This is a genomic window from Empedobacter sp. UBA2044 (genome assembly GCF_002333005.1).
Lineage (GTDB): Bacteria > Bacteroidota > Bacteroidia > Flavobacteriales > Weeksellaceae > Empedobacter > Empedobacter falsenii_B.
Map to the genome: position 1 here is coordinate 1 of NZ_DDBA01000044.1, position 20,766 is coordinate 20,766.

The window sequence follows — 20,766 nt, forward strand, 5'->3', positions numbered from 1 at the left end:
CTATTTCAGGACGGGACAATATTAAGATAAAAAAAACCACTTCAGATGAAGTGGTTTTTTTTATTAAATAAACTCTATCGTTGTTTCTATTTCGTGACCTTTTTCTAACACTTTGTGTACAGGACAAGAATTTGCAACTTTCAATAATCTTGTTTGTTGTTTTTCATCGAAATCACCTTCTATAATAACATGACGCTGAAAAGTAATTGGCTCAGTTGTAATCATATCAAAATTGACATCTACCTCAACTTTTTTGTAAGCAAATTCTTTGTGATTCATATACATTTGCAATGTAATCGAAGTACAAGAAGCCAATGCAGCTCCCAATAATTCGCTTGGTTTTGCAGCTGTATCCAAACCTCCTTTATCTAAAGGTTCATCTACATTAAATTCGTGTTTCCCAGCTTTAATATTCGAAATATAATTTTTATCTGTCGAAGTTGATGTTACATTAATATCACTCATTATCAATTTATTTTTCGTTTTCTTTTATTTTAGATTTTTGTTGAGCTTGCGGAATCGGAACGTAATCGTCATCTCCAGGAACTTTAGGAAAACGATGATTAATCCAATTTTCCTTCGCCGTTTCAATCGTTTCTCTTGAAGAACTTACAAAATTCCAAAAGATAAAATGTTCTTCCGGTAATTCTTCTCCTCCAAAAATATAAACGGTAGAACCAGCCGTAATTTCGAACTCACACAAAGTAGCTTCTTTCGCAACTAATAATTGTTTTGTTCCGTATGTCTCTCCTCCATCTTTGATAGAACCTTCTAATACATACAAAGCAGATTCTCCATACAAATCTTTACCTAAAGAAACTTTGAAATCATTTTTCGCTTTAATCTCAATAAAATATAAAGGGGAATAAACAGGCACGCCAGAAGTATGTTCACCAAACTTACCAGCAATCAATCTATAATCAGCATTTTCGTCCGACCAATTTGGTAATTTATCTGCTTCAACATGAACAAAACTCGGCTCCATATTTTCTAATTCTTTTGTCAAAGCCACCCAAATTTGTAAACCATGTAATGTTTTTTCTGTTGTACGTAGATATTCCGGAGTTCGCTCAGAATGTACAACACCTTTACCAGCAGTCATCCAATTCACAGCTCCAGGCTGAATTTCTAATTCAGTTCCTAAACTATCGCGATGCATAATCGCTCCTTCAAATAAATAAGTCAAAGTTGATAAACCAATATGTGGGTGCGGTCCTACATCAAGATTTTGATAATCTTTCATTTTTGTTGGTCCCATATGATCGATAAATACAAATGGTCCGACATGTCTTTTTTGACGAAATGGTAATAATCTACCAACCAAAAAATTTCCTATATCAGCAGCTTTTTCTTCTAAAATTAATCCAACGTTAGACATAATTAGTTTAGTTTTTTAATTGATGTAAAATTAGTTTTAACTATTAATTTAAAACTTGATTTAAGTTAATAAATAAAAAAAGGCTAACCAAAAGGTTAGCCAATTATAACTTAATCTTAACGATTTCTAGTAATCGTAACTATTTTGTGTTTCTCCTCCAAAATTCCAAGCAATACCGAAACGTAATGTGTTTTCTAAAGCATTGTTTGTATCTGACATTGGAATTAAGTAAGAAGCATTAAAAGCAAACGCATTGTATTTTAGCCCTAAACCTAATGTCAAATGTTGACGATCACCTTTCATTGGACTTTCGTGAAAATAACCGGCACGGATAAACAAAGCATCATTATAAGAGTACTCTGCACCAACAGAATACATAATTTCTTTTAACTCCTCTTTTCCTCCCCCTGGAGCATCTCCAAATGAACTGAAAATTCCAGACATTACACCTTTATTAGGTATATAACGATTCGTTACATTCCCTTCTTCATCATATTCATATTGAGGTGTAGGAACTAACAATTTAGAAAATTCTGTTGTAATACCAACTTTATTGTAATCATCAAATTTGAAATCATATCCAACACCTAAACGTAATGTTGTTGGTAAATATGATGCATTATCTTCTGAGTTTGAATAATCTAATTTTGGACCAATATTAGAGATTTGGAAACCTCCACGTAATTTTCCTTCAAAATTATTTGTATTCATTGTTTCTGATTGATAATATCCAGCAATATCTACAGCAAAAGTGTTTGCTGGTTGAACTGTACCATCACTTACTCCATTGAATAAATCTGAACGAATGAAACGACCTGTCACCGCCATCGAGTAATTATCTGTTAAACGTAAACCATATGATAAATCGATTGAGAATTCATTTGGTTTGGCTACTCCGTCATTAATTATATCGCTTCCATCAATACCGCCTGCTCCAAGTCTATTTAACTGAATTTCGCCCATATTGAAATAATAGATACTTGCTCCTAATGTACTACGTTCATCTTGACCTAAAAACGTATAATAAGTAGCATTCAATAAAAATACATCATTCACCAAAGATCCCATATAAGGTGTATATGAAAAGGCTACACCTGAATAATCAGGAGCAAAAGAATACTTTGCCGCATTCCAAAATTGAGAATAATTATCCGCAGAAGTTGCAACTCCTTGATCTCCCAAACCACCTGCACGTGCATCTGGAGAAATTCTTAAAAATGGAGCTCCTGTCATTATCGGATTATTAACTTCATCTTTATTTTGAGCAAAAGTAAATCCTGATGCTAAAATCAATAAACTTGCTGTAATTTTTTTCATTCGTTATATTATTGATTATATTTTTTCTTTTTGTTTATTATTTTAATATGACAAGTTTTTCAACTGCGGTGGCTGATCCTTTACAAACCGTATCATCAACACCTTTCACATTGACCTTGTAAATATAAACACCTTTTCCTATTTTATCGCCAAAATCATCCAAACCATCCCATTCTATCGCATATTTACCTGTTCGATATCCTTCTCTAAAAGGTTCTGCTGAAACAGTTTTACGAATCGTTTTGACTAATTTTCCTGAAATTGTAAATATCTGAACCATTACATCTAACTCAGAATCACAATTATGTTCAAAATGGAAAAACGTATTCTTTGTAAATGGATTTGGCCAGTTTAACAATTTATCAATATGTAATTGTCCTGTTCCATTTTCCATTACTACAAAGTCTAACGTTACAGTATTCGAATTATTGTTGATATCCCAAAATTTTAAATTCACAGTATGTTGACCAAGTTCAAGATTTTTCAATTGATACATTACTTGTCCTTTCTGATAATCTTCAAAATTCTTATTGATACATGGGTTTGCATCACCTCCATCATAATATTCATTCAACACATAAGCATCTTGCACTTTTCCATCAAGCGTTGCAACAATATCGTGTCCAATACTCGATCCAGTTGCATTAATACCTGAATTATCAGTTAAACAACCAACCAAATAAGGCGAACGATCTGTAATTCCTCCATTCGCAAAATGAAGGTTATTCATATATAATTTTCCTTGCGGACGTTCATCATCATTCAATCCTTCTTCGTTAATTCCTTCAATCGTAATTGTTTTTAAAGTCGATGCGTCTTTACCATCTTTCTCATCCCAAGCATAAAATTTTATTTTACGATTTCCTAATTCATAATTAATATCTTTCGGAACATAAAATTGAATCGTAAATTCACCTTTTTCTACTTTTCCTATTCCTTTATAAATTGTTTTATTTTCTGTTTCGAAAGTTTTTCCAGCCCAATCAGACTCCGATAAAATGGTTTTCGTTTCAGGTTTTTCATACAAACTAATCGCAATTTTCCCATTGAAACTATTATCAATTGAAGTATTAGATAATTGATTTACTTTACCTGTAATCGTTATAAAATCTAATGCTTGCATTTTACCACCAGCAAGGGCATCTACATCTTTTTTATTTTTGATGCTTAATATTTCAATATCTTGTTGTGGACGATGAATTACTAACATCGGATCTCCAAGAATACTTACACTTTTGTTATTTTGATGTTTTGGAGAATAATTTAATTTTGCTTCATTAAGCGCTTTACCAATTGTTTGATTTTCTATTCCAACTTTCTTGAAAAACTGTTCGATCAAAAAATTATTCATCGAATCTCCGTAACCTGTTCCAATTGGACGATTGGTTGTTATCATAGACAAGGCTCCTCCATTTGCGTTTTTCAACATAGCTTCTCCGGCAGAATTATATTGCGGTAAATCCCAAATTGTAAAATCACAAGTCACAGTTGTTACGATAGGTAAACGTGAATAAGCTGCATTAAAATTGGATAAATTTGTTAATTCTTCTGCTGTAATAATTCGCTCTTGTGCCCAACTACGAGGACCTCCATGACCGTAATACATCAAGAAGTTTGAACCTAACTCGATTCCATTCAAAATTGCTTGATTTACGGTTGGATATCTAACTCCGGCAGAAGTACTTTCAGGTTGATGAGCTCCCGAATATATTTTATTAATCGTATAAATTTGATTCTCAGGTTTAGAAAATTCAGTATCAATTTTGGCATTTAAGCCTGGAGTATTTACATTATTATCATTATCAGTAACTGCAACAATTTTTGTTCGCCAATCGCCATAGGAAGTCCCTTTTCCTTGAACTTTATCGTAATATGAAACTATTTTATCAACCAAAATCTTTGCCTCAGTAGAATTAGAAGCAGAAATTCGTCCTACAGCTATTTCAAACCAATTGGCATCGTAACTATAAATTCCGTCTACGCTATTCGATAACATTTTTACATTATCATTTAACATTGCAAAATAATCATCCGTTGCAATCGCACCATCAATATCAAGAGAAGGTTCGTCTGTAAAAGTTGGAAGATAATTTGTAAAATCCTTTACTCTATTTTTTGGATCATAGGTTGTTGCTCCAAACAAAACACCATATTCTAAATTTGGACTTGATCTATCTTTTAAGAATTTAAAGAAATCACGAATCGCAATAGGATCTTGACTTCCAGAAGAAAAATCGTTGTAAACTTGTTCCGTTGTTACAACTGCAACATTTATCTTATCATGTTCTTTTCTAAAATTCGCCAAGCGAGTAGCTTGATCCAAATATTTTGGATGCGTGACAATTATATAATTAATATCGGTTAAACTACGAATATCTTGATTTGCTACTTTCCCTACATATTTTGCATCTGTAAAAGCATTTTCATCCTTGAATGCGACAAACTGATTCAGATGATTTGTGCTAAACTTATACAAATTACTTTGCGGAACAATTGAAGAAATTAAATGAATATCAGAAACATTCCAAACAGAAACATTTGCAGCATTATTCAATGAAAAAGCATTCACACTTCCATTATTAATATCTTCTAAAAACTGAAAAGTGAATTGCTCATTGCTATATGTTAAACCATCTTTGAAACGCAATTGTAAATAATCCAAATAAGCTAATCCAGAAGGATTGGTTCCGCTAGAAGAAACCGCAATATCGATAGAATTTGAACCTAATGAAACTGTTTTATCTTGAATATTTCTATCAAATAAAGAGTTTCCTAAAGAATGAGTAAAAGTTTGTCCATTTAAATTAACGCTATATGATGTATTGTTTGCATTTTTTCCAACCACCGCATAACGCAAATATGCTTCTCCACCATTTACAGCATTCGCTTTGAACGTTTTCTTGAAACCTCCATTTAAACCAATATTTTCTCCAACCCAAATTTGCCCAAGACCATTTAAGTTAATCGAATCTTTTTCATGAAATTGTAAATTATCAAAAGTAGAAAAAGTTTTTATAGGACTTGCTGTAAGCGCCTGTTCTCCTACTCTTTTGCCATCTTCTCCATTAAAACTGATAAAATAATAAGCAAAATCATCATACAAATTATAGCGAACTTTTGCATCTTTCAACGTTGTCGTATTATTTCTGTACCACTGATGCGGACCTTTCGCATAAAACAACGCGTAATCATTACTATCAAAACTTCCATCTTCACCTCCAACAAATTTTATTGGAATTTCATTCAAAGCTCCAGTTCTATCTTCCGTTAAATTCTCCATCAAACGCCCTTCTCCATTTCCATAGATTTTTAGCGATTTTGGGTTAAAATTGGTCGGAATTCCATTTTTAGTAAAGAAACTTTTATCTAATTTAAAAACTCCATCTTTCGAGACTTTTATTTTGTACCAATCTCCCGTTTTCAAAACACTTGTAGTCGAATTATCAATTAATTTTCGAGAAGATGTTTTTCGAGATTGAATTGATTTCGGTACAATTGAGAAAGATTCTATTTTTAAAATCTTATCATTTTGTTTGACAAATGGTACAACTTTAAAAATTAGTTTTTGCTGACCATTTTTATCAATAATATTATATGAAGAAAAATTAATTTTATCTGTAATCGAAGACGTATTCAAATCGGCCAATTCATCCTGTACTTCTCTAAATTGCACATTTGATAATTCAACTTCTTGATTTGTAGAATTTAACTCAACGACAAATTCTGGAAGAAAATATCCTCCAACAAAATAATTATCTTTATTCGAAAAAAACGGCACATTTACCTTATTTCCATTCGTTAAAGAAATTGTTTGATTATTCTCCCAATTTATTTTGTAATTTTGACTAAATAATTGAGGAAATTGAAGCAAAGTTGCAACTAAAATAAAATATTTCTTCATGTCTGAATAACGCTATTTTGACAAATATATTTTCAATCGTAAAATAAAAAAATAATTCTTACGTTTGATACAAGAAATAAAGCATTTTTTCGTTGTAAGATTAATGTCAAATGCTTTTATTTGCATTAAATTTAATTTTCGAAAACCAGAAATATTCTATGAAAATGAATAAAGGACGTATTTTTTCTCTTGCCCTTGCAGCTGTAACTATGAGTGTGTTCATGGGTTGTGCAAGCAGTTCAGGAAAGAAAAAAGGAGGTGGAACAAAAAATTTCACAAGCCGTACAGGATGGAAACCAAACGATAGTAAAGGTTGGTTTTTTTCAGGTAAAAAGAAAGAAAACATCAAAGCTTGGCCTGGAATGGTTTTCATCGAAGGTGGATCTTTTACGATGGGAATTACGAAAGACGACGTGTTACACGATTGGAATAATTCTCCTGTTCGTATGCAAGTAAAATCTTTCTTTATGGGTGAAACTGAGGTTACAAACTACGAATATAGAGAATATTTAACTTGGTTGAAAGTTGTTTTCCCACCAGAAGACACGCAATACAAGGATATTTATAATGGAGCATTACCAGATGAAACGGTTTTTAACAATCAATTATCTCGTGATGATTTCTCTACAGAAAATTATTTATTTTCTCCAGAATTCAGCTATTACCCAGTAGTTGGTATTTCTTGGTTACAAGCCGTTAACTATTGTGATTGGTTAACAGACCGTGCTCTTGAAAAATCTTTAATGAACAAAGGAATCTTATCAAAAGATTATTACAATAACGAGGAGTATAATTACGGAAATAAAACATTTAGTGCTGAACAATATAAGTTAGGCGATACAAATGTAAACGAAGCGATTGATTCGACTAAAATTATGAAAGCGAATCAAATTAAAACGCAAAATACACGTATCTTAAAAGCAAATCGTGCAACTGGTTCAGATGAAGTACAACCCTTCCGTTTACCTACAGAAGCTGAATGGGAATATGCAGCATTAGCTTTACCTGGAAATCGTGAATACAACGAATACAAAGGAAAAGATGTTGCTCAAAATAACTTGAGAGTTACAAAAGGAGCTCAAAGAGGACAATATTTAGACAACTTCAAACAAGGACGTGGAGATTACTCTGGTATTGGAGGATTTGGAAACGATGGTTCTGCAATTACAAGTGATGTGCGTAAATATCCATCAAATGATTTTGGTCTTTACGGAATGTTAGGAAACGTTGCTGAATGGGTTTCTGATGTTTATCGTCCAATTATTGATGAAGAAGCAAACGATTTCAACTACTACCGTGGAAATATTTTAAAAACAAAAATTGACAATGGCGCAGGTGGTTTTGAAAAATATGACGAAACAAATGTTGAATATGATACATTAGACAACGGACGTTTAGTTTATAGAGGATTACCAGGCGCTTACAAAAAACAAATAGAATACGATTTAACAAATTATCGTGATGGTGACCCTAATTCTTCTTTATCACCACGTACTGAGGAAGGTAAATCTGCTGATCAAGCAACAGAAGACATGTACAACGCTCCTCAACGTAAATTTAGAGTAGATGAAAAAGGTCGAGTAATCTTAGAAAAAGATTCTTCTAAACGTACTTCTGACATCTCTGATGAAACACGTGTTGTAAAAGGTGGTTCTTGGAAAGACCCTATTTACTGGATAGATCCAGGACAAAGACGTTACTTACACCAAGCAAGTGCAACAAACTGGATTGGTTTCCGTGTGGCACAAGAATACTCTGGTAGTTTCGAATCAAAACGTAAACGTAGAGGATAAAAATCTTTCTTAATAAAAAAAAACTCGGTACTATAGTATCGAGTTTTTATTTGTTAATTAAATTCTTTCTGTTCTCAAGATTGGATCAATGACCAATACACAAATTCTTTGTATTCAAAAATCTTTTCAAAACCAAGCTTTTTCAATAAATTAATCGATTTGACATTATCTGAAAAAGATTTGGCTGTTATTTCTTTTACTATTTCTTGAGAAAATGCCCATTTTATAAGACCTCTACACGCCTCTTCTGCAAATCCTTTTCTTCTTTCTTTACGGATGATTCCATAACCAATGTCTACACTTTGTTCCTCCGCATTATACCCTTTAAATCCTACATCACCTATTATTTCTTTCGTATCCTTTCTTATAATCATCCAGGATTCGAAGCCTGTCACGTAATTATGAATTAATAATTTCTGAATAATTTTAGGCACTGTATCCATCATATCTTTATCCGGCCAGTCTTTGCTTTTTACAAAACCTTTGTCATACAACATATTAAAATCATTATACAGCATATTTTCACAAATATCAATCGTAAAAGGAACAAGAATCAATCGTTCAGTTTCTAATTCGTTAATGGTAATTTCTTTTATTTTCATACTTTTATCAAAGTCCTAGAGATATTTTTTTAATATAATAAATAAAATAGAGAAACTTGTGCTACCAAGATTAATCTCATCTAATTTATTTGCAATTATCGTAAATTACTTCGTTAAATGTCAAAAATAGAATCATAAAATTTTATATTTGTACGAAATAAAAAGAATAATTTCTTTCTATTTTTTTTAAAACAGAATCTCATCTATTTTATTTAGATAACATGAATACAACAGAAATATTCGATCAATTTCTTAAATCGAAAATCGTTACGACTGATACACGCAACATCTCACAAAATTGTATCTTTTTTGCTTTAAAAGGAGCTAATTTTAATGGAAATACTTTCGCTCAAGAAGCGATCAATCAAGGAGCTGCAATGGCAATTGTTGACGAGAAAGAATTTGAAAATACATCTCAAAATATTTTTTTGGTTAATGATGCTTTAGAAACTTTACAAGATTTAGCGAGAACTTATCGTAATTATCTTAAAATACCATTTATTGGATTGACTGGTTCTAATGGGAAAACAACGACAAAAGAATTGATTTCAGCTGTTTTAAAAGAGAAATTCAAAACGCATTATACTTTCGGAAATCTGAATAATCACATTGGGGTTCCTTTAACTATACTATCTATTCCAGAAGATACAGAAATGGCTGTGATCGAAATGGGTGCGAATCATCAAAAAGAAATCGAGTTATTAGCTTCTATTTCTCAACCAGATTTTGGATATATCACTAATTTTGGTAAAGCTCATTTAGAAGGTTTCGGAGGAATTAAAGGTGTGATTAAAGGTAAATCTGAGTTATATGATTTTTTGAGAGCAAGTAACAGAACTGCTTTTGTTAATTTTAATGATCCAATTCAAGTTGAAAAAACTGAGGATATTAATCGAATTACATTTTCTGATCAACATAATGCTAATGTTCAAATCGAATTGATAGAAAATGAAACTGAATATTTGGCGGTTAAATACCAAGATTTAGAAATTCAATCACATTTAACAGGAAACTATAATTTTAGCAATATTTCGTGTGCAATTGCAATTGGACAACATTTCGGGATTGACGCTAAATCTATTCAAAACGGAATCGAAAATTATTTTCCATCAAATAATCGTTCACAAATTATCAATAAAGAAAATTACAAAATTGTGATGGATGCGTACAACGCAAACCCAAGTAGTATGGAAGCTTCGTTAAATAATTTTGCAAAATTTGAAGGTTCTAAAACAATTATTATTGGTGATATGTTTGAGCTTGGAGAAGAATCCAAAGCTGAGCATCAACGTATTTTAGATTTAGCTGAAAGTTTAGATTTTGATCAAATTTATATTCTAGGACATAATTTTGGTGAAACAATTACGAATAATCCGAAAGTACAAAAATTTGAAAACCGCGTTGCATTTGAAGAATGTTTAAAAGAAAATCCAATCAAAACTCGAAATATTTTGATAAAAGGTTCTCATGGCATGAGACTTGATTTGTTAGAAAATATTTAAAATCAACACCTTGATTATCTGATGAATAAATCAATATTTTTTTTTATTATAATTACTCTTTTCACTTCTCATTCTCTTCAGGCTCAATCTGTAATTGAATGGAAAAAAGATATGAAACTTAATTACGAAAACTTTAAAAAGAAACCTATTCAAACAAAGGTTCCTCAAGGATTTTTAGATTCAAAATTAGGTTGGCAAATTGCAGAATCTACTGGAGAACTTCCTGAACTTTGGGTTACCAATAAATTTGATGAAAGTAATTCGTGGCTATCTATGCAACATGCAGAAATTTTAAAAGAAATGCAGTTGCAATTTGACTTATCTGAATTATATGCACGAAAAATCAGAAAAGATTTTAAAGATTTACAAGCCAAAAAAGTCATGGATAAAGATTCTTATCGAGCAAAATTTTTGTCAGGTTCTAAGAATTTTCAGAAAAAATTGAAATCGATAGCTGGAGTTTCATTAAATCAACCAGATTTATATAAATTATTAAATAAACAAATTCAAGATTCATTGGTGATTTATCAAAATTACAGTAAGTAATTTAACAATTAGTAAACTTTAAATTTCATAAATTTATACAAAATAAAAGCTGTGAAAATCACAGCTTTTTTTAACTAAATTGTTTATGAAAAAAATCTTATACACTTTATCCATATTTACAGTAAGTATTTTAGCCTCAGCTCAAGCTCCAAGTAACTATTACGAAAATGCAACTGGTAGCAGCTTTACCTTAAAAACACAGCTATATGAAATAATAAAAAACCACACAGATTTAACGTATGGAGGATTATGGACGCTTTATAATAGAACAGATTCTGATAATGGTTTTTTAGATAAATATGATGAAAAAGATAATTCTATTTATGATATTTATTCAGAGATACCGAAAAAAATTGATCCTTATAATTTTATAAAATCTTCAGATCAATGTGGCAGTTCTGGTTATAAAAATGAAGGAGACTGCTACAACAGAGAGCATATTATTCCTCAAAGTGTTTTTAATAAAAACTCTCCTATGGTTGCAGATGCATTCCATATCTGGCCAACTGATGGTTATGTTAATAATAAAAGAGATAATTTTCCTTATGGAGTTGTTGAAAGTGCAACATACACTTCTTTAAATGGCTCTAAATTAGGAAGTAATAAAAACTCTGGATACTCTGCGGGATTTTCTGGAACAGTTTTCGAACCAATTGATGAGTTTAAAGGTGATATAGCTCGTGCTTATTTTTATTTTGCTACTCGTTATCAAGAAAATGGTATTCAGAGTTGGTCTTATGCTATGTTTAATAAAACAAAAGATAAAGTTTTTACAGATACTTTCTTGAAAATATTAATGACTTGGCATTTAAATGATCCTGTTTCTGATCGTGAAAAAGATATTAATAATTTAGTCTACAGATACCAAAAAAACAGAAACCCATTTATTGATCATCCTGAATATGCAGAAAAAATTTGGGGTTCGAATTTAGGAACTGGAGATTTCGAATATCAAAAGCGTGATGATATTTCAGTTTACAATGTAACAAATCGTTCGATTAAAATTAAACTTGAAAATAATTCGAAATCAATTCAGAAAGTTTCTGTTTTTAATTTCAATGGACAATTAATTAATGAAGTTTCAAATTCGTCAAATCAAAAAGAAGTTGAAGTTAATTTCAAAAACCCAGGTATTTATATCATCAAAGTTGTTGGAAAACAAATGGAAATCAACAAAAGAGTTGTAATAAAATAATCATTAATCAAACCATCATAAAAAAATCCTTCGCTCATACAAGTGAAGGATTTTTTAATTTAGTAAATGGAAAAAATTATTAGTCATTATTGATATTTTTCTTAAAAAATGTGCTTCCATAAAGAAACATGATTAATACAAAAGGGATACCAAGCGTGACTGATAATAAAATAAATGTTTTTAACATACTAATAAAAAATATTTTAGTTTCTAATACTTTTATCAATTTACAATTAATAATTTTATATTATTCATAATAAAACATCTTTTTTTATTTATTAACACTATTTTTATCAACTTGATAATTAAAAGCTTTTCATTAATATAAATTCATAAAAAAAGTCGCTTAAAATTAAGCGACTCATATATAGAAAATTCTATTCAATTTATTGATTTCCTTTAGCGTAATCAGCTAAGAATTGTGCTAATCCAGAATCTGTTAATGGGTGTTTTAACAATCCTAAGATTGATGATAAAGGTCCTGTCATAACATCAGCACCAATTTTTGCACAATTAACAATATGCATTGTATTACGAACTGAAGCAGCTAAAATTTGAGTTTCGTACAAATAGTTATCATAAACCAAACGAATTTCTTCGATTAAGTTTAAACCATCTGTCGAAATATCGTCTAAACGTCCGATGAATGGAGAAACGTAAGTTGCACCAGCTTTTGCAGCTAATAATGCTTGTCCTACAGAGAAAACTAAAGTAACGTTAGTTCTGATTCCTTTTGTAGAAAAGTATTTACACGCTTTTACACCATCTTTCGTCATAGGAATTTTAACTACGATTTGAGGATTTAAAGCTGCTAAAGCTTCACCTTCTTTTACCATTCCTTCGAAATCAGTAGAAATTACCTCAGCAGAAACATCTCCGTCAACTAATTCGCAAATTGCTTTGTAGTGATTCAAAATATTTTCTTGACCTGTAATTCCTTCTTTTGCCATTAAAGATGGATTTGTTGTTACACCATCTAAAACTCCTAAATCTTGGGCTTCTTTAATGTCAGCTAAGTTAGCTGTATCGATAAAAAATTTCATTGTTTGTTTGTATTTCGTTCAGGCAAAATTAAGGATTAAATTATAGAAAACCATTTAATCTTAAAGATTCGATCAAAAATATTTTAAACCGCTGTATATCCTCCATCAACAAGGTAATAACCGCCTGTCATAAAGGATGCTTTGTCCGAACTTAAGAATAAAACCAACTCCGCAACTTCTTCTGGCTGTCCCAAACGACCCATTGGATGTTTTGTAACAAGCAACTCTAAATGATCTGCACTCAAATTATTCGACAACAAAGGCGTCATAATATAACCTGGTCCAACTGCATTACAACGAATATTTTTTGGTCCGTATTCCGCTCCAATGTTTTTCGTCAAACCTACAACTCCATGCTTTGCAGAAGTATAAGCCGAACTCATTGGCGCAGCGACAGTACCATGAATAGAAGCCATATTAACAATAGAACCTCCTCCATTCTTTTCCATTGCTTGTAATTGATATTTACATCCGTAAAAAACACCATTAAAATTGATATCTATTACTTTTTTCCAACCATCTAACGGATAATTTTCAGTCAGCTCGGCAGGACCACCAATTCCAGCATTGTTACAAGCTATATCAAGTTTTCCATAAACTTCAAGCGTTTTATTTACTAATGCTTCATTATCTTCTGGCGAAGAAGTATCAACTTTGAAAAATATCGCTTCTCCTCCATTCTTTTTGATAATTTCTACTACTTCATTTCCACCTTCTTCATTAATATCCGAAACCACAACTTTCGCACCCTCTTTGGCATATAATTCAGCAACAGCTTTCCCAATTCCAGAGCTAGCTCCAGTTACAATCGCAACTTTATCTTTTAAACTTGACATAATTTTATGATTTTAATTTAAATAAAGTTAATCATTTATAATCAGATCTATAAATCATTTCTTACAAATAATATTATTTTAAATGATTCAATTTTATTAACTATTTTGGAATGAAAAATTCAGCATAACAAATATATTTAGGTTAAAACAATTCTATTTTTTTATATTTGATACAAATAACTTTTTAAATGAAAAATTTAATAGCTGCTATACTTTTATGTAGTTTTTCTACGATAAATGCACAAGAAACAAGTGATTATAAGTACATCAATATTCCTGAAAAATTTTCTAGTTTTGATAAAGATGAATATCAATTAAATAATCGATTAAGATATATTTTGACGCAGAAAAAATATGAAGTTTTACCTTCTGATAAATCTTCTTGGCCACAAGAAGTTGTGCAAAATCCTTGTTTAGCTTTGAATGCGGATATTTTAAAAGTTAAAAGTTTTTTGAATAATAAATTAGAGGTAAGTTTTACAGATTGTTCTAATAAAAGTATTCAAAAATTTGAAGGAACTTCTAAGATTAAAGAATATGACAAAGGTTACCAAGAAGCTATAAAACTAGCTTTAAATCCTTTAAAATCTCAAAATGCGAAAGCTTCTGTTCCGATGGTAAAATTAGATAAATCCCAAACAGAAACAACAACTGCATATATACCAGAACCAAAAGGAACTCAGGTAACAGCTACTAATTTGCTGACAGATGGAACAACTACGTATCAAAAAATAGAACTGCAAAATGGTGGTTTTATGTTGATGTCCGAAAATGGAAATCAAGTTGTTGCAAAATTTGAACCGACCCTAAAAAATGGAATTTACAGAGTAATTGTTACTAAAGGAAATTCGAATTATTTTTCGGTAGGATACATCAGTGGAAATACGATTTCCTATGAGGTTTCTGAAAATAATAGTTGGAAAGAAGTTAAATTATCGGCTAAATAATCTTATAATGAAAACTATATTATCAAGTTTATTTCTTATTGCTTTATCGTCATTACAAGCACAAAATGTAGCTGATTATAAATATGTTATCGTTCCTCAACTCTTTAAAGATTTCGTAAAAGAAGATTATCAATTGAATACAGGATTGAAAACTGCTTTGAGAAAAAAAGAATATGAAATAGTAAATGAAAATTCTATTCCGTTAGATGTGCAAATCAATCCTTGTTTAGCTACAAAAGCAAATATTGAAAATACTTCTGTTGCTTTTAAAAATAAATTAAAAGTAACGTTTACAGACTGTAATAATAATGTGATTTCAACTTATGAAGGTTCGTCAAAGGAAAAAGATTTTACAAAAGGTTATCAAGAAGCCTTAACATTTGCTATGAATCAGGTTGGAAAACAAAATGCGAAAGATTTACCTGTAACTAAAACAGAAAATACAACAACTACAACCGTTAAAGAAACAACGAATAAAGTCGTTACGCAAGTGTCAAAAAAAACTGTAGAAAACAAAAACGTTTACAAATCGAACGGAAAAAATTACACAACAGCAAGTACAAATAACAACGTATTTGTATTAATCGACCAAGAAAATTCACAAGTTATTGCACAATTTTATCCAGCTGCTCAACAAAATATTTTCCATGTGACAGTGATTTCTCAAAACGGAAATTATCAAACAATTGGTTATTTAAACGAAAATAATATCATCATCGAATATAAAACAGGTGATAAATCTTGGTCAACTACAACTTATTCAAAGTAAGTTTTTATAGTACATTTGCACCTTAAATTTTAGAAAATGCAAGCACCTATTGCGAAAAAAATAGAACAAAAATTAGAAAAACACGGAGATATCCGCATCGATAATTATTATTGGTTGAATGATCGTGAAAACTCTGAAGTTATCAATTATTTGAACCAAGAAAACGAATACACAAAAGCTATTCTACAACCAACAGAAGCTTTACAAACCAAACTTTTTGAGGAAATGAAAGCGCGAATCAAAGAAGATGATTCGTCTGTTCCGTACAAATTGAATGGTTATTGGTATTTGACGGAATATCAAAAAGGAAAAGAATATCCGATTCACAAACGTCGTAAAGATAGTTTAGAGAATCCAGATGAAATTCTTTTTGATGTCAACACAATGGCTGAAGGTCATTCGTACTATCAATTGGGTGGAATTTCGATGGCACCAAATAATCAATTGGTTTCCTTTGGAGTTGATAATGTTTCGCGAAGAATTTATACGATTCAGATCAAAGATTTAACAACTGGAGAAATTCTTTCTGATAAAATAGAAAACACAACTGGAGGTTCTGTTTGGGCCGCTGATAATCAGACTTTGTTTTATACAAGAAAAGATGAAACATTGCGTGCTTATCAAATTTGGAAACACAAATTAGGTACAAAACAAGAAGATGATATTTTAGTTTTTGAAGAAGTAGATGATACGTTTAATGCGTTTGTTTACAAATCAAAATCTAGAGATTACATCATTATTGGATCTTCAAGTACTGTTTCTGACGAGTTTAGATATATTCCTTCTAATCAACCAGATGCTGAGTTTAAAATCTTTCAAAAAAGAGAACGTGATTTAGAATATTCAATCGAACATTTTGGTGATTCATTTTATATTCAAACCAATAAAGATGATGCATTTAACTTCAAATTAATGAAAACTTCTGTCGAAAAAACAGAACAAGAAAATTGGATTGATGTAATTCCTCATCGCGAAGAAACATTGATTGAAGGTTTCGAAATTTTCAAGAATTATTTGGTTATCGAAGAGCGTACAAATGGTTTATTGCAGATGAATATCAAAGCGTGGGACAATTCAACTGATTATTATTTGCCATTTAATGAAGAAACCTATACAGCAAATGTTGGAACAAATCCAGATTTTGATACTGACATATTGCGTTACGGATATACATCATTGACAACTCCTTCTTCTGTGATTGATTTTAACATGAATGATAAAACATTCGAAATCAAAAAAGAGCAAGTTGTTATAGGTGATTTTGATAAAGAAAATTATATTTCTGAACGTATTTGGGCAGAAGCTCGCGATGGCGAAATGGTTCCAATCTCATTAGTTCGTCGAAAAGATACGCCTCTTTCTGCCGAAACCCCTCTTCTACTTTACGCCTATGGTTCATATGGTTACACGATCGAGCCTTATTTTAGTTCGGTTCGATTAAGTCTTTTGGATAGAGGTTTTATCTATGCGATTGCGCATATTCGTGGTGGCCAATATCTTGGTCGCGAATGGTATGAAGATGGAAAAATGTTAGAAAAGAAAAATACATTTTTTGATTATATTGATGCAGCAAAATATTTGATTCAACAAAATTATACTTCATCAAAACACTTGTACGCGATGGGTGGTTCTGCTGGTGGATTGTTGATGGGAGCTGTGATTAATTACGAGCCAACATTATTCAATGGGGTAATTGCGCAAGTTCCTTTTGTGGATGTTGTGACAACAATGTTAGACGATTCTATTCCATTGACAACAGGGGAATATGATGAATGGGGAAATCCGAACGAAAAAGAATATTACGATTACATGAAATCGTATTCGCCATACGATAAGGTGGAAGCAAAAGCTTATCCAAACCTTTATGTTTCGACAGGTTTGCACGATTCTCAAGTACAATATTGGGAACCTGCAAAATGGGTAGCGAAATTAAGAGATTTAAAAACAGATAATAACATTCTACTTTTAGATACAAATATGGATACAGGACACGGTGGTGCTTCTGGCCGATTTGAATCGTTGAAAGAAGATGCAAAAGAAGATGCTTTCTTATTTATGTTAGAAGGGATTACAGAATAAATTTCAATACAAAAAGTCAACAAATTTGTTGGCTTTTTGTATTTTTTAATGAATGAAATTCCACTTTTTGTAAAATACAGAAAAGGTATAATCGACTAAGGTGAAATTACTTTTCCTGGTGCATAATATTTCTCTTTTTCAATAAATTCTCCATTTGGCGAATATTTATAAAGATATTTTTCGCCATCAATATTCTTAATTACTTCTTTTCTTATAAACTTATCATGATCATAAACAAGCGTTATCTCTTCCTTATCTTTCGTTTCATATTGTTTAGACGATAGTTTTCCTTTGTAATAATTCTCAATATAAAAAACACCTTCTTTCCTATATTGTTTTGTTTCTAAAGTTCCATCTTCATTATATTTCTCATAACTTTTACCATAAACTTCCATTTTCATAGTATCTCGTATTTATTCCTAAAATTGAATTCTCCACAGAAGCTAATACTCCACTTTTATAATACGATTTTGTAATTCCTTTTTTATAATGCGCTTGGCGATTCAAAGAAACAAAACCTTCATTGGTAAGTCTATTTTGATCATTATAACTCTTGAAATTTAATTTATCATTTGCTCTAAATGTATCAGTTTCTAACAAATCATTATGATATATTTTTAATGTTATAATTTTAGAATTCTGAATCGCATACTCTTTTCTATAACTTTCTCCTTCATACAAAACAATATCTCCATTAATTAATTCATTTTTTATTTCAAATTTTCCTTTCTGAAAAGAATTTTCAAGAATATAAAATCCATCTTTAAGCATTTTTCTTTGTTGAGATTCAAGGTCTTTTACATAAACATTCTCAAAAAAATCTTTTGAATTTCCAATAGAAAGTTCAATATTATTAATTTTTTCTTGTGCAAAAATCAATGATGAAACCATCAACAATATAAATAAAATTAGATTTTTTGACTTCATAGGTTTTAAATATATAATTTTTGAAGAATAACACTATTTTACTTAAATTTACAACAAAGCTTTGTAATTTGACACCAAAAGAAATTCTTTTTAAGTATTGGAATTATTCTTCTTTCAAAACGCCGCAAGAGGAAATCATCGCAAGTGTTTTGGAAGAGAAAGATACATTAGCAATTTTGCCGACTGGTGGCGGAAAATCTATCTGTTATCAAGTTCCTGCGATTATTTTTGATGGATTAACATTGGTCATTTCGCCGCTTATTGCGTTGATGAAAGATCAAGTTCAGAATTTACAATCCAAAGGAATTTCTACGGCATATATTACCAATGAAATTGACCAAAATACGATTGGAAAAATTTTGGACGATTGTCAAAACAATAAAATCAAATTATTATATGTTTCGCCAGAGCGTTTGCAAAGTAGAATTTTTGTCGAGCGATTGAAACAAATCAATATTAGTTTGCTAGCTGTTGACGAAGCACATTGCGTTTCTGAATGGGGACATGATTTTCGACCTGCATATCATCGAATTTCAAGATTAAAAACTATTCTTCCTAAAGTTCCAATCTTAGCTTTGACTGCAACAGCGACAGAGAAAATTCAGCAAGAAATTGTTGAAAAATTAGAGCTAAATAATCCTGATGTTTTCAAATCTTCTTTAAAAAGAGAAAACCTTTCGTACAATGTTTTCCTTTCTGCTGACAAGAAAAATGATTTGATTTATTATTTAAAAAAATATCCTGGTTCGAGTATTATTTTTGTTCGAAATCGAAAATTAACCTACGAGATTGCAAGTTTTTTAAGTCAAAATGGATTTGATGCCGATTTTTTTCACGCCAAATTAACCAAAGACGAAAAAGAGCAAAAACAGCAAGATTGGATGTTAAGTAATTCGCGAATTATGGTTTCGACAAATGCGTTTGGAATGGGAATAGACAAACCAAATGTTCGTACCGTTTTTCATATCGATTTGCCACAAGGAATAGAAGCGTATTACCAAGAAGTTGGGCGCGCTGGACGTGATGAACAGGAATCGTATGGAATTTATTTGTACAATCCTGATGATCGAATTCAAGCAGAAAATATTTTCAAAGCGAATTTACCTTCGCAACAAGATTTTATCAAAATTGGGAATTGTTTGTTTAGTCAATTGCAATTAGCGGAAGGCGAATTAACGGAAATGAATTATCAATTGGATCTTCCAAAATTTGCCGAAAAATTTGGTTTAAATCTTAAAATGGTTCTTCAATTTTTAGAGTTTTTAAATACGAAAGAAATCATTCAGCAAAAAAATTATTCACAAAATAGTAGCATTCAAATTTTGGCGTCACCACATTCGATTAATTTGAATGAAAACCGAATTTTTGATTATTTACAACGTCATTACCCTGGAATTTACACTTATAATAGAGAAATTTCGGAAAGTAAAATGGCGTTTGAATTGCATATGAGTATTGGCGACATTAGGAATAGCTTACACGAATATGCAAAAAATGGTTCTATTGATTATTCGGATCGATTTTTAGCGCGATTTAGATTTCTTGTTCCGCGCGATTCTAATGCGTTTAAAAATAAATTGTGGAAAGATTTCGAAGCAATTCAAGTGAATAATTGGAAACGTTTGCAAGCTATGGCTTATTATGCCGAACAAAATACAATTTGTAGAGAACGTTTATTATTTGGATATTTTAATCAAAAATCTGATCAAAATTGTGGTAAATGCGATGTTTGTCAATCCAAAAAACAAAATGAAAACTTTAATTCAACCGATTTAATTGAATATTTGAAAGAAGGTACAAAAACGCAAGCCGAAATCCTTTCAAAATTCATAAATTCGCCAAAAGATAAAATCGTCGAAGAATTGCAATATTTGATAGACGAAATGCGAGTTCAACCAATTGGATTCGATTCTTATAAACTAATAGAATAA

The 20,766-nt window shown here is 30.9% G+C and carries 17 protein-coding genes; 8 read left to right on the plus strand and 9 right to left on the minus strand.

All coding sequences use genetic code 11. The annotated features are described in order from the left end of the window. Window positions 1-63: 63 nt before the first annotated feature. The 4 genes from B4E59_RS07775 to porU all read right to left on the minus strand — a co-directional run bounded on the left by B4E59_RS07775 (window position 64) and on the right by porU (window position 6,596). A complete protein-coding gene (locus B4E59_RS07775; RefSeq protein WP_221855955.1) occupies window positions 64-465 on the minus strand; it encodes an OsmC family protein in 402 nt (133 codons plus the stop codon). A gap of 7 nt (window positions 466-472) precedes the next feature. Further along, the gene (locus B4E59_RS07780) at window positions 473-1,378 is read right to left on the minus strand and encodes a pirin family protein (RefSeq protein WP_291052380.1); all 906 of its coding nucleotides are present in this window, start codon (window positions 1,376-1,378) and stop codon (window positions 473-475) included. A gap of 126 nt (window positions 1,379-1,504) precedes the next feature. Continuing rightward, on the minus strand, window positions 1,505-2,695 hold the full coding sequence (gene porV, locus B4E59_RS07785) for a type IX secretion system outer membrane channel protein PorV (RefSeq protein ID WP_286495786.1): 1,191 nt from the start codon (window positions 2,693-2,695) through the stop codon (window positions 1,505-1,507). A gap of 37 nt (window positions 2,696-2,732) precedes the next feature. After that, entirely contained in the window at window positions 2,733-6,596 is a 3,864-nt protein-coding gene (gene porU / locus B4E59_RS07790) for a type IX secretion system sortase PorU (protein ID WP_291048908.1), read from the minus strand. Window positions 6,597-6,754: 158 nt separating this feature from the next. On the opposite strand from porU, the gene gldJ reads away from it, so the two are divergent. After that, a complete protein-coding gene (gene gldJ, locus B4E59_RS07795; protein WP_524535944.1) occupies window positions 6,755-8,389 on the plus strand; it encodes a gliding motility lipoprotein GldJ in 1,635 nt (544 codons plus the stop codon). Window positions 8,390-8,463: 74 nt separating this feature from the next. Here gldJ and B4E59_RS07800 read toward each other — a convergent pair whose 3' ends face one another. Then, window positions 8,464-8,991 (minus strand): GNAT family N-acetyltransferase, encoded by a 528-nt coding sequence (locus B4E59_RS07800; protein WP_286495783.1) that lies wholly within the window; start codon window positions 8,989-8,991, stop codon window positions 8,464-8,466. Window positions 8,992-9,212: 221 nt separating this feature from the next. Between B4E59_RS07800 and B4E59_RS07805 the strand changes: the two genes are divergently transcribed. The 3 genes from B4E59_RS07805 to B4E59_RS07815 all read left to right on the plus strand — a co-directional run bounded on the left by B4E59_RS07805 (window position 9,213) and on the right by B4E59_RS07815 (window position 12,234). Next, window positions 9,213-10,493: a UDP-N-acetylmuramoyl-tripeptide--D-alanyl-D-alanine ligase gene (locus B4E59_RS07805; protein ID WP_291048912.1), complete on the plus strand. Its 1,281-nt coding sequence runs from the start codon at window positions 9,213-9,215 to the stop codon at window positions 10,491-10,493. 111 nt (window positions 10,494-10,604) lie between these two features. Further along, window positions 10,605-11,039 carry a hypothetical protein gene (locus B4E59_RS07810; protein WP_291048915.1) on the plus strand — a complete coding sequence of 145 codons (435 nt, stop codon included), beginning with the start codon at window positions 10,605-10,607 and terminating at the stop codon, window positions 11,037-11,039. 85 nt (window positions 11,040-11,124) lie between these two features. Beyond that, the gene (locus tag B4E59_RS07815; protein WP_291052384.1) at window positions 11,125-12,234 is read left to right on the plus strand and encodes an endonuclease; all 1,110 of its coding nucleotides are present in this window, start codon (window positions 11,125-11,127) and stop codon (window positions 12,232-12,234) included. A 386-nt stretch (window positions 12,235-12,620) separates the two neighbouring features. Here B4E59_RS07815 and fsa read toward each other — a convergent pair whose 3' ends face one another. Both fsa and B4E59_RS07825 read right to left on the minus strand, forming a co-directional pair. Next, window positions 12,621-13,277, minus strand: a complete 657-nt coding sequence (gene fsa / locus B4E59_RS07820) for a fructose-6-phosphate aldolase (protein WP_125349844.1) — start codon at window positions 13,275-13,277, stop codon at window positions 12,621-12,623. 83 nt (window positions 13,278-13,360) lie between these two features. Beyond that, on the minus strand, window positions 13,361-14,113 hold the full coding sequence (locus tag B4E59_RS07825; RefSeq protein ID WP_291048923.1) for an SDR family NAD(P)-dependent oxidoreductase: 753 nt from the start codon (window positions 14,111-14,113) through the stop codon (window positions 13,361-13,363). A 188-nt stretch (window positions 14,114-14,301) separates the two neighbouring features. On the opposite strand from B4E59_RS07825, the gene B4E59_RS07830 reads away from it, so the two are divergent. The 3 genes from B4E59_RS07830 to B4E59_RS07840 are packed head-to-tail and all read left to right on the plus strand — an operon-like array spanning window position 14,302 to window position 17,908. Further along, complete coding sequence (locus tag B4E59_RS07830) at window positions 14,302-15,060, plus strand: hypothetical protein (protein WP_291048926.1); 759 nt, start codon at window positions 14,302-14,304, stop codon at window positions 15,058-15,060. Window positions 15,061-15,067: 7 nt separating this feature from the next. Next, the gene (locus tag B4E59_RS07835) at window positions 15,068-15,829 is read left to right on the plus strand and encodes a hypothetical protein (protein WP_291048929.1); all 762 of its coding nucleotides are present in this window, start codon (window positions 15,068-15,070) and stop codon (window positions 15,827-15,829) included. A gap of 36 nt (window positions 15,830-15,865) precedes the next feature. Next, the gene (locus tag B4E59_RS07840) at window positions 15,866-17,908 is read left to right on the plus strand and encodes a S9 family peptidase (protein WP_291048932.1); all 2,043 of its coding nucleotides are present in this window, start codon (window positions 15,866-15,868) and stop codon (window positions 17,906-17,908) included. Window positions 17,909-18,003: 95 nt separating this feature from the next. Here the strand turns inward: B4E59_RS07840 and B4E59_RS07845 are convergent, their stop codons facing one another. Together B4E59_RS07845 and B4E59_RS07850 are read right to left on the minus strand one after the other, a co-directional pair. Further along, window positions 18,004-18,309, minus strand: a complete 306-nt coding sequence (locus B4E59_RS07845; RefSeq protein WP_291048935.1) for a hypothetical protein — start codon at window positions 18,307-18,309, stop codon at window positions 18,004-18,006. Next, window positions 18,287-18,835, minus strand: a complete 549-nt coding sequence (locus B4E59_RS07850) for a hypothetical protein (RefSeq protein ID WP_291048938.1) — start codon at window positions 18,833-18,835, stop codon at window positions 18,287-18,289. Before B4E59_RS07850 ends, B4E59_RS07845 begins: the two co-directional genes overlap by 23 nt. Window positions 18,836-18,903: 68 nt before the next feature. On the opposite strand from B4E59_RS07850, the gene B4E59_RS07855 reads away from it, so the two are divergent. Beyond that, on the plus strand, window positions 18,904-20,766 hold the full coding sequence (locus B4E59_RS07855) for a RecQ family ATP-dependent DNA helicase (protein WP_291052386.1): 1,863 nt from the start codon (window positions 18,904-18,906) through the stop codon (window positions 20,764-20,766).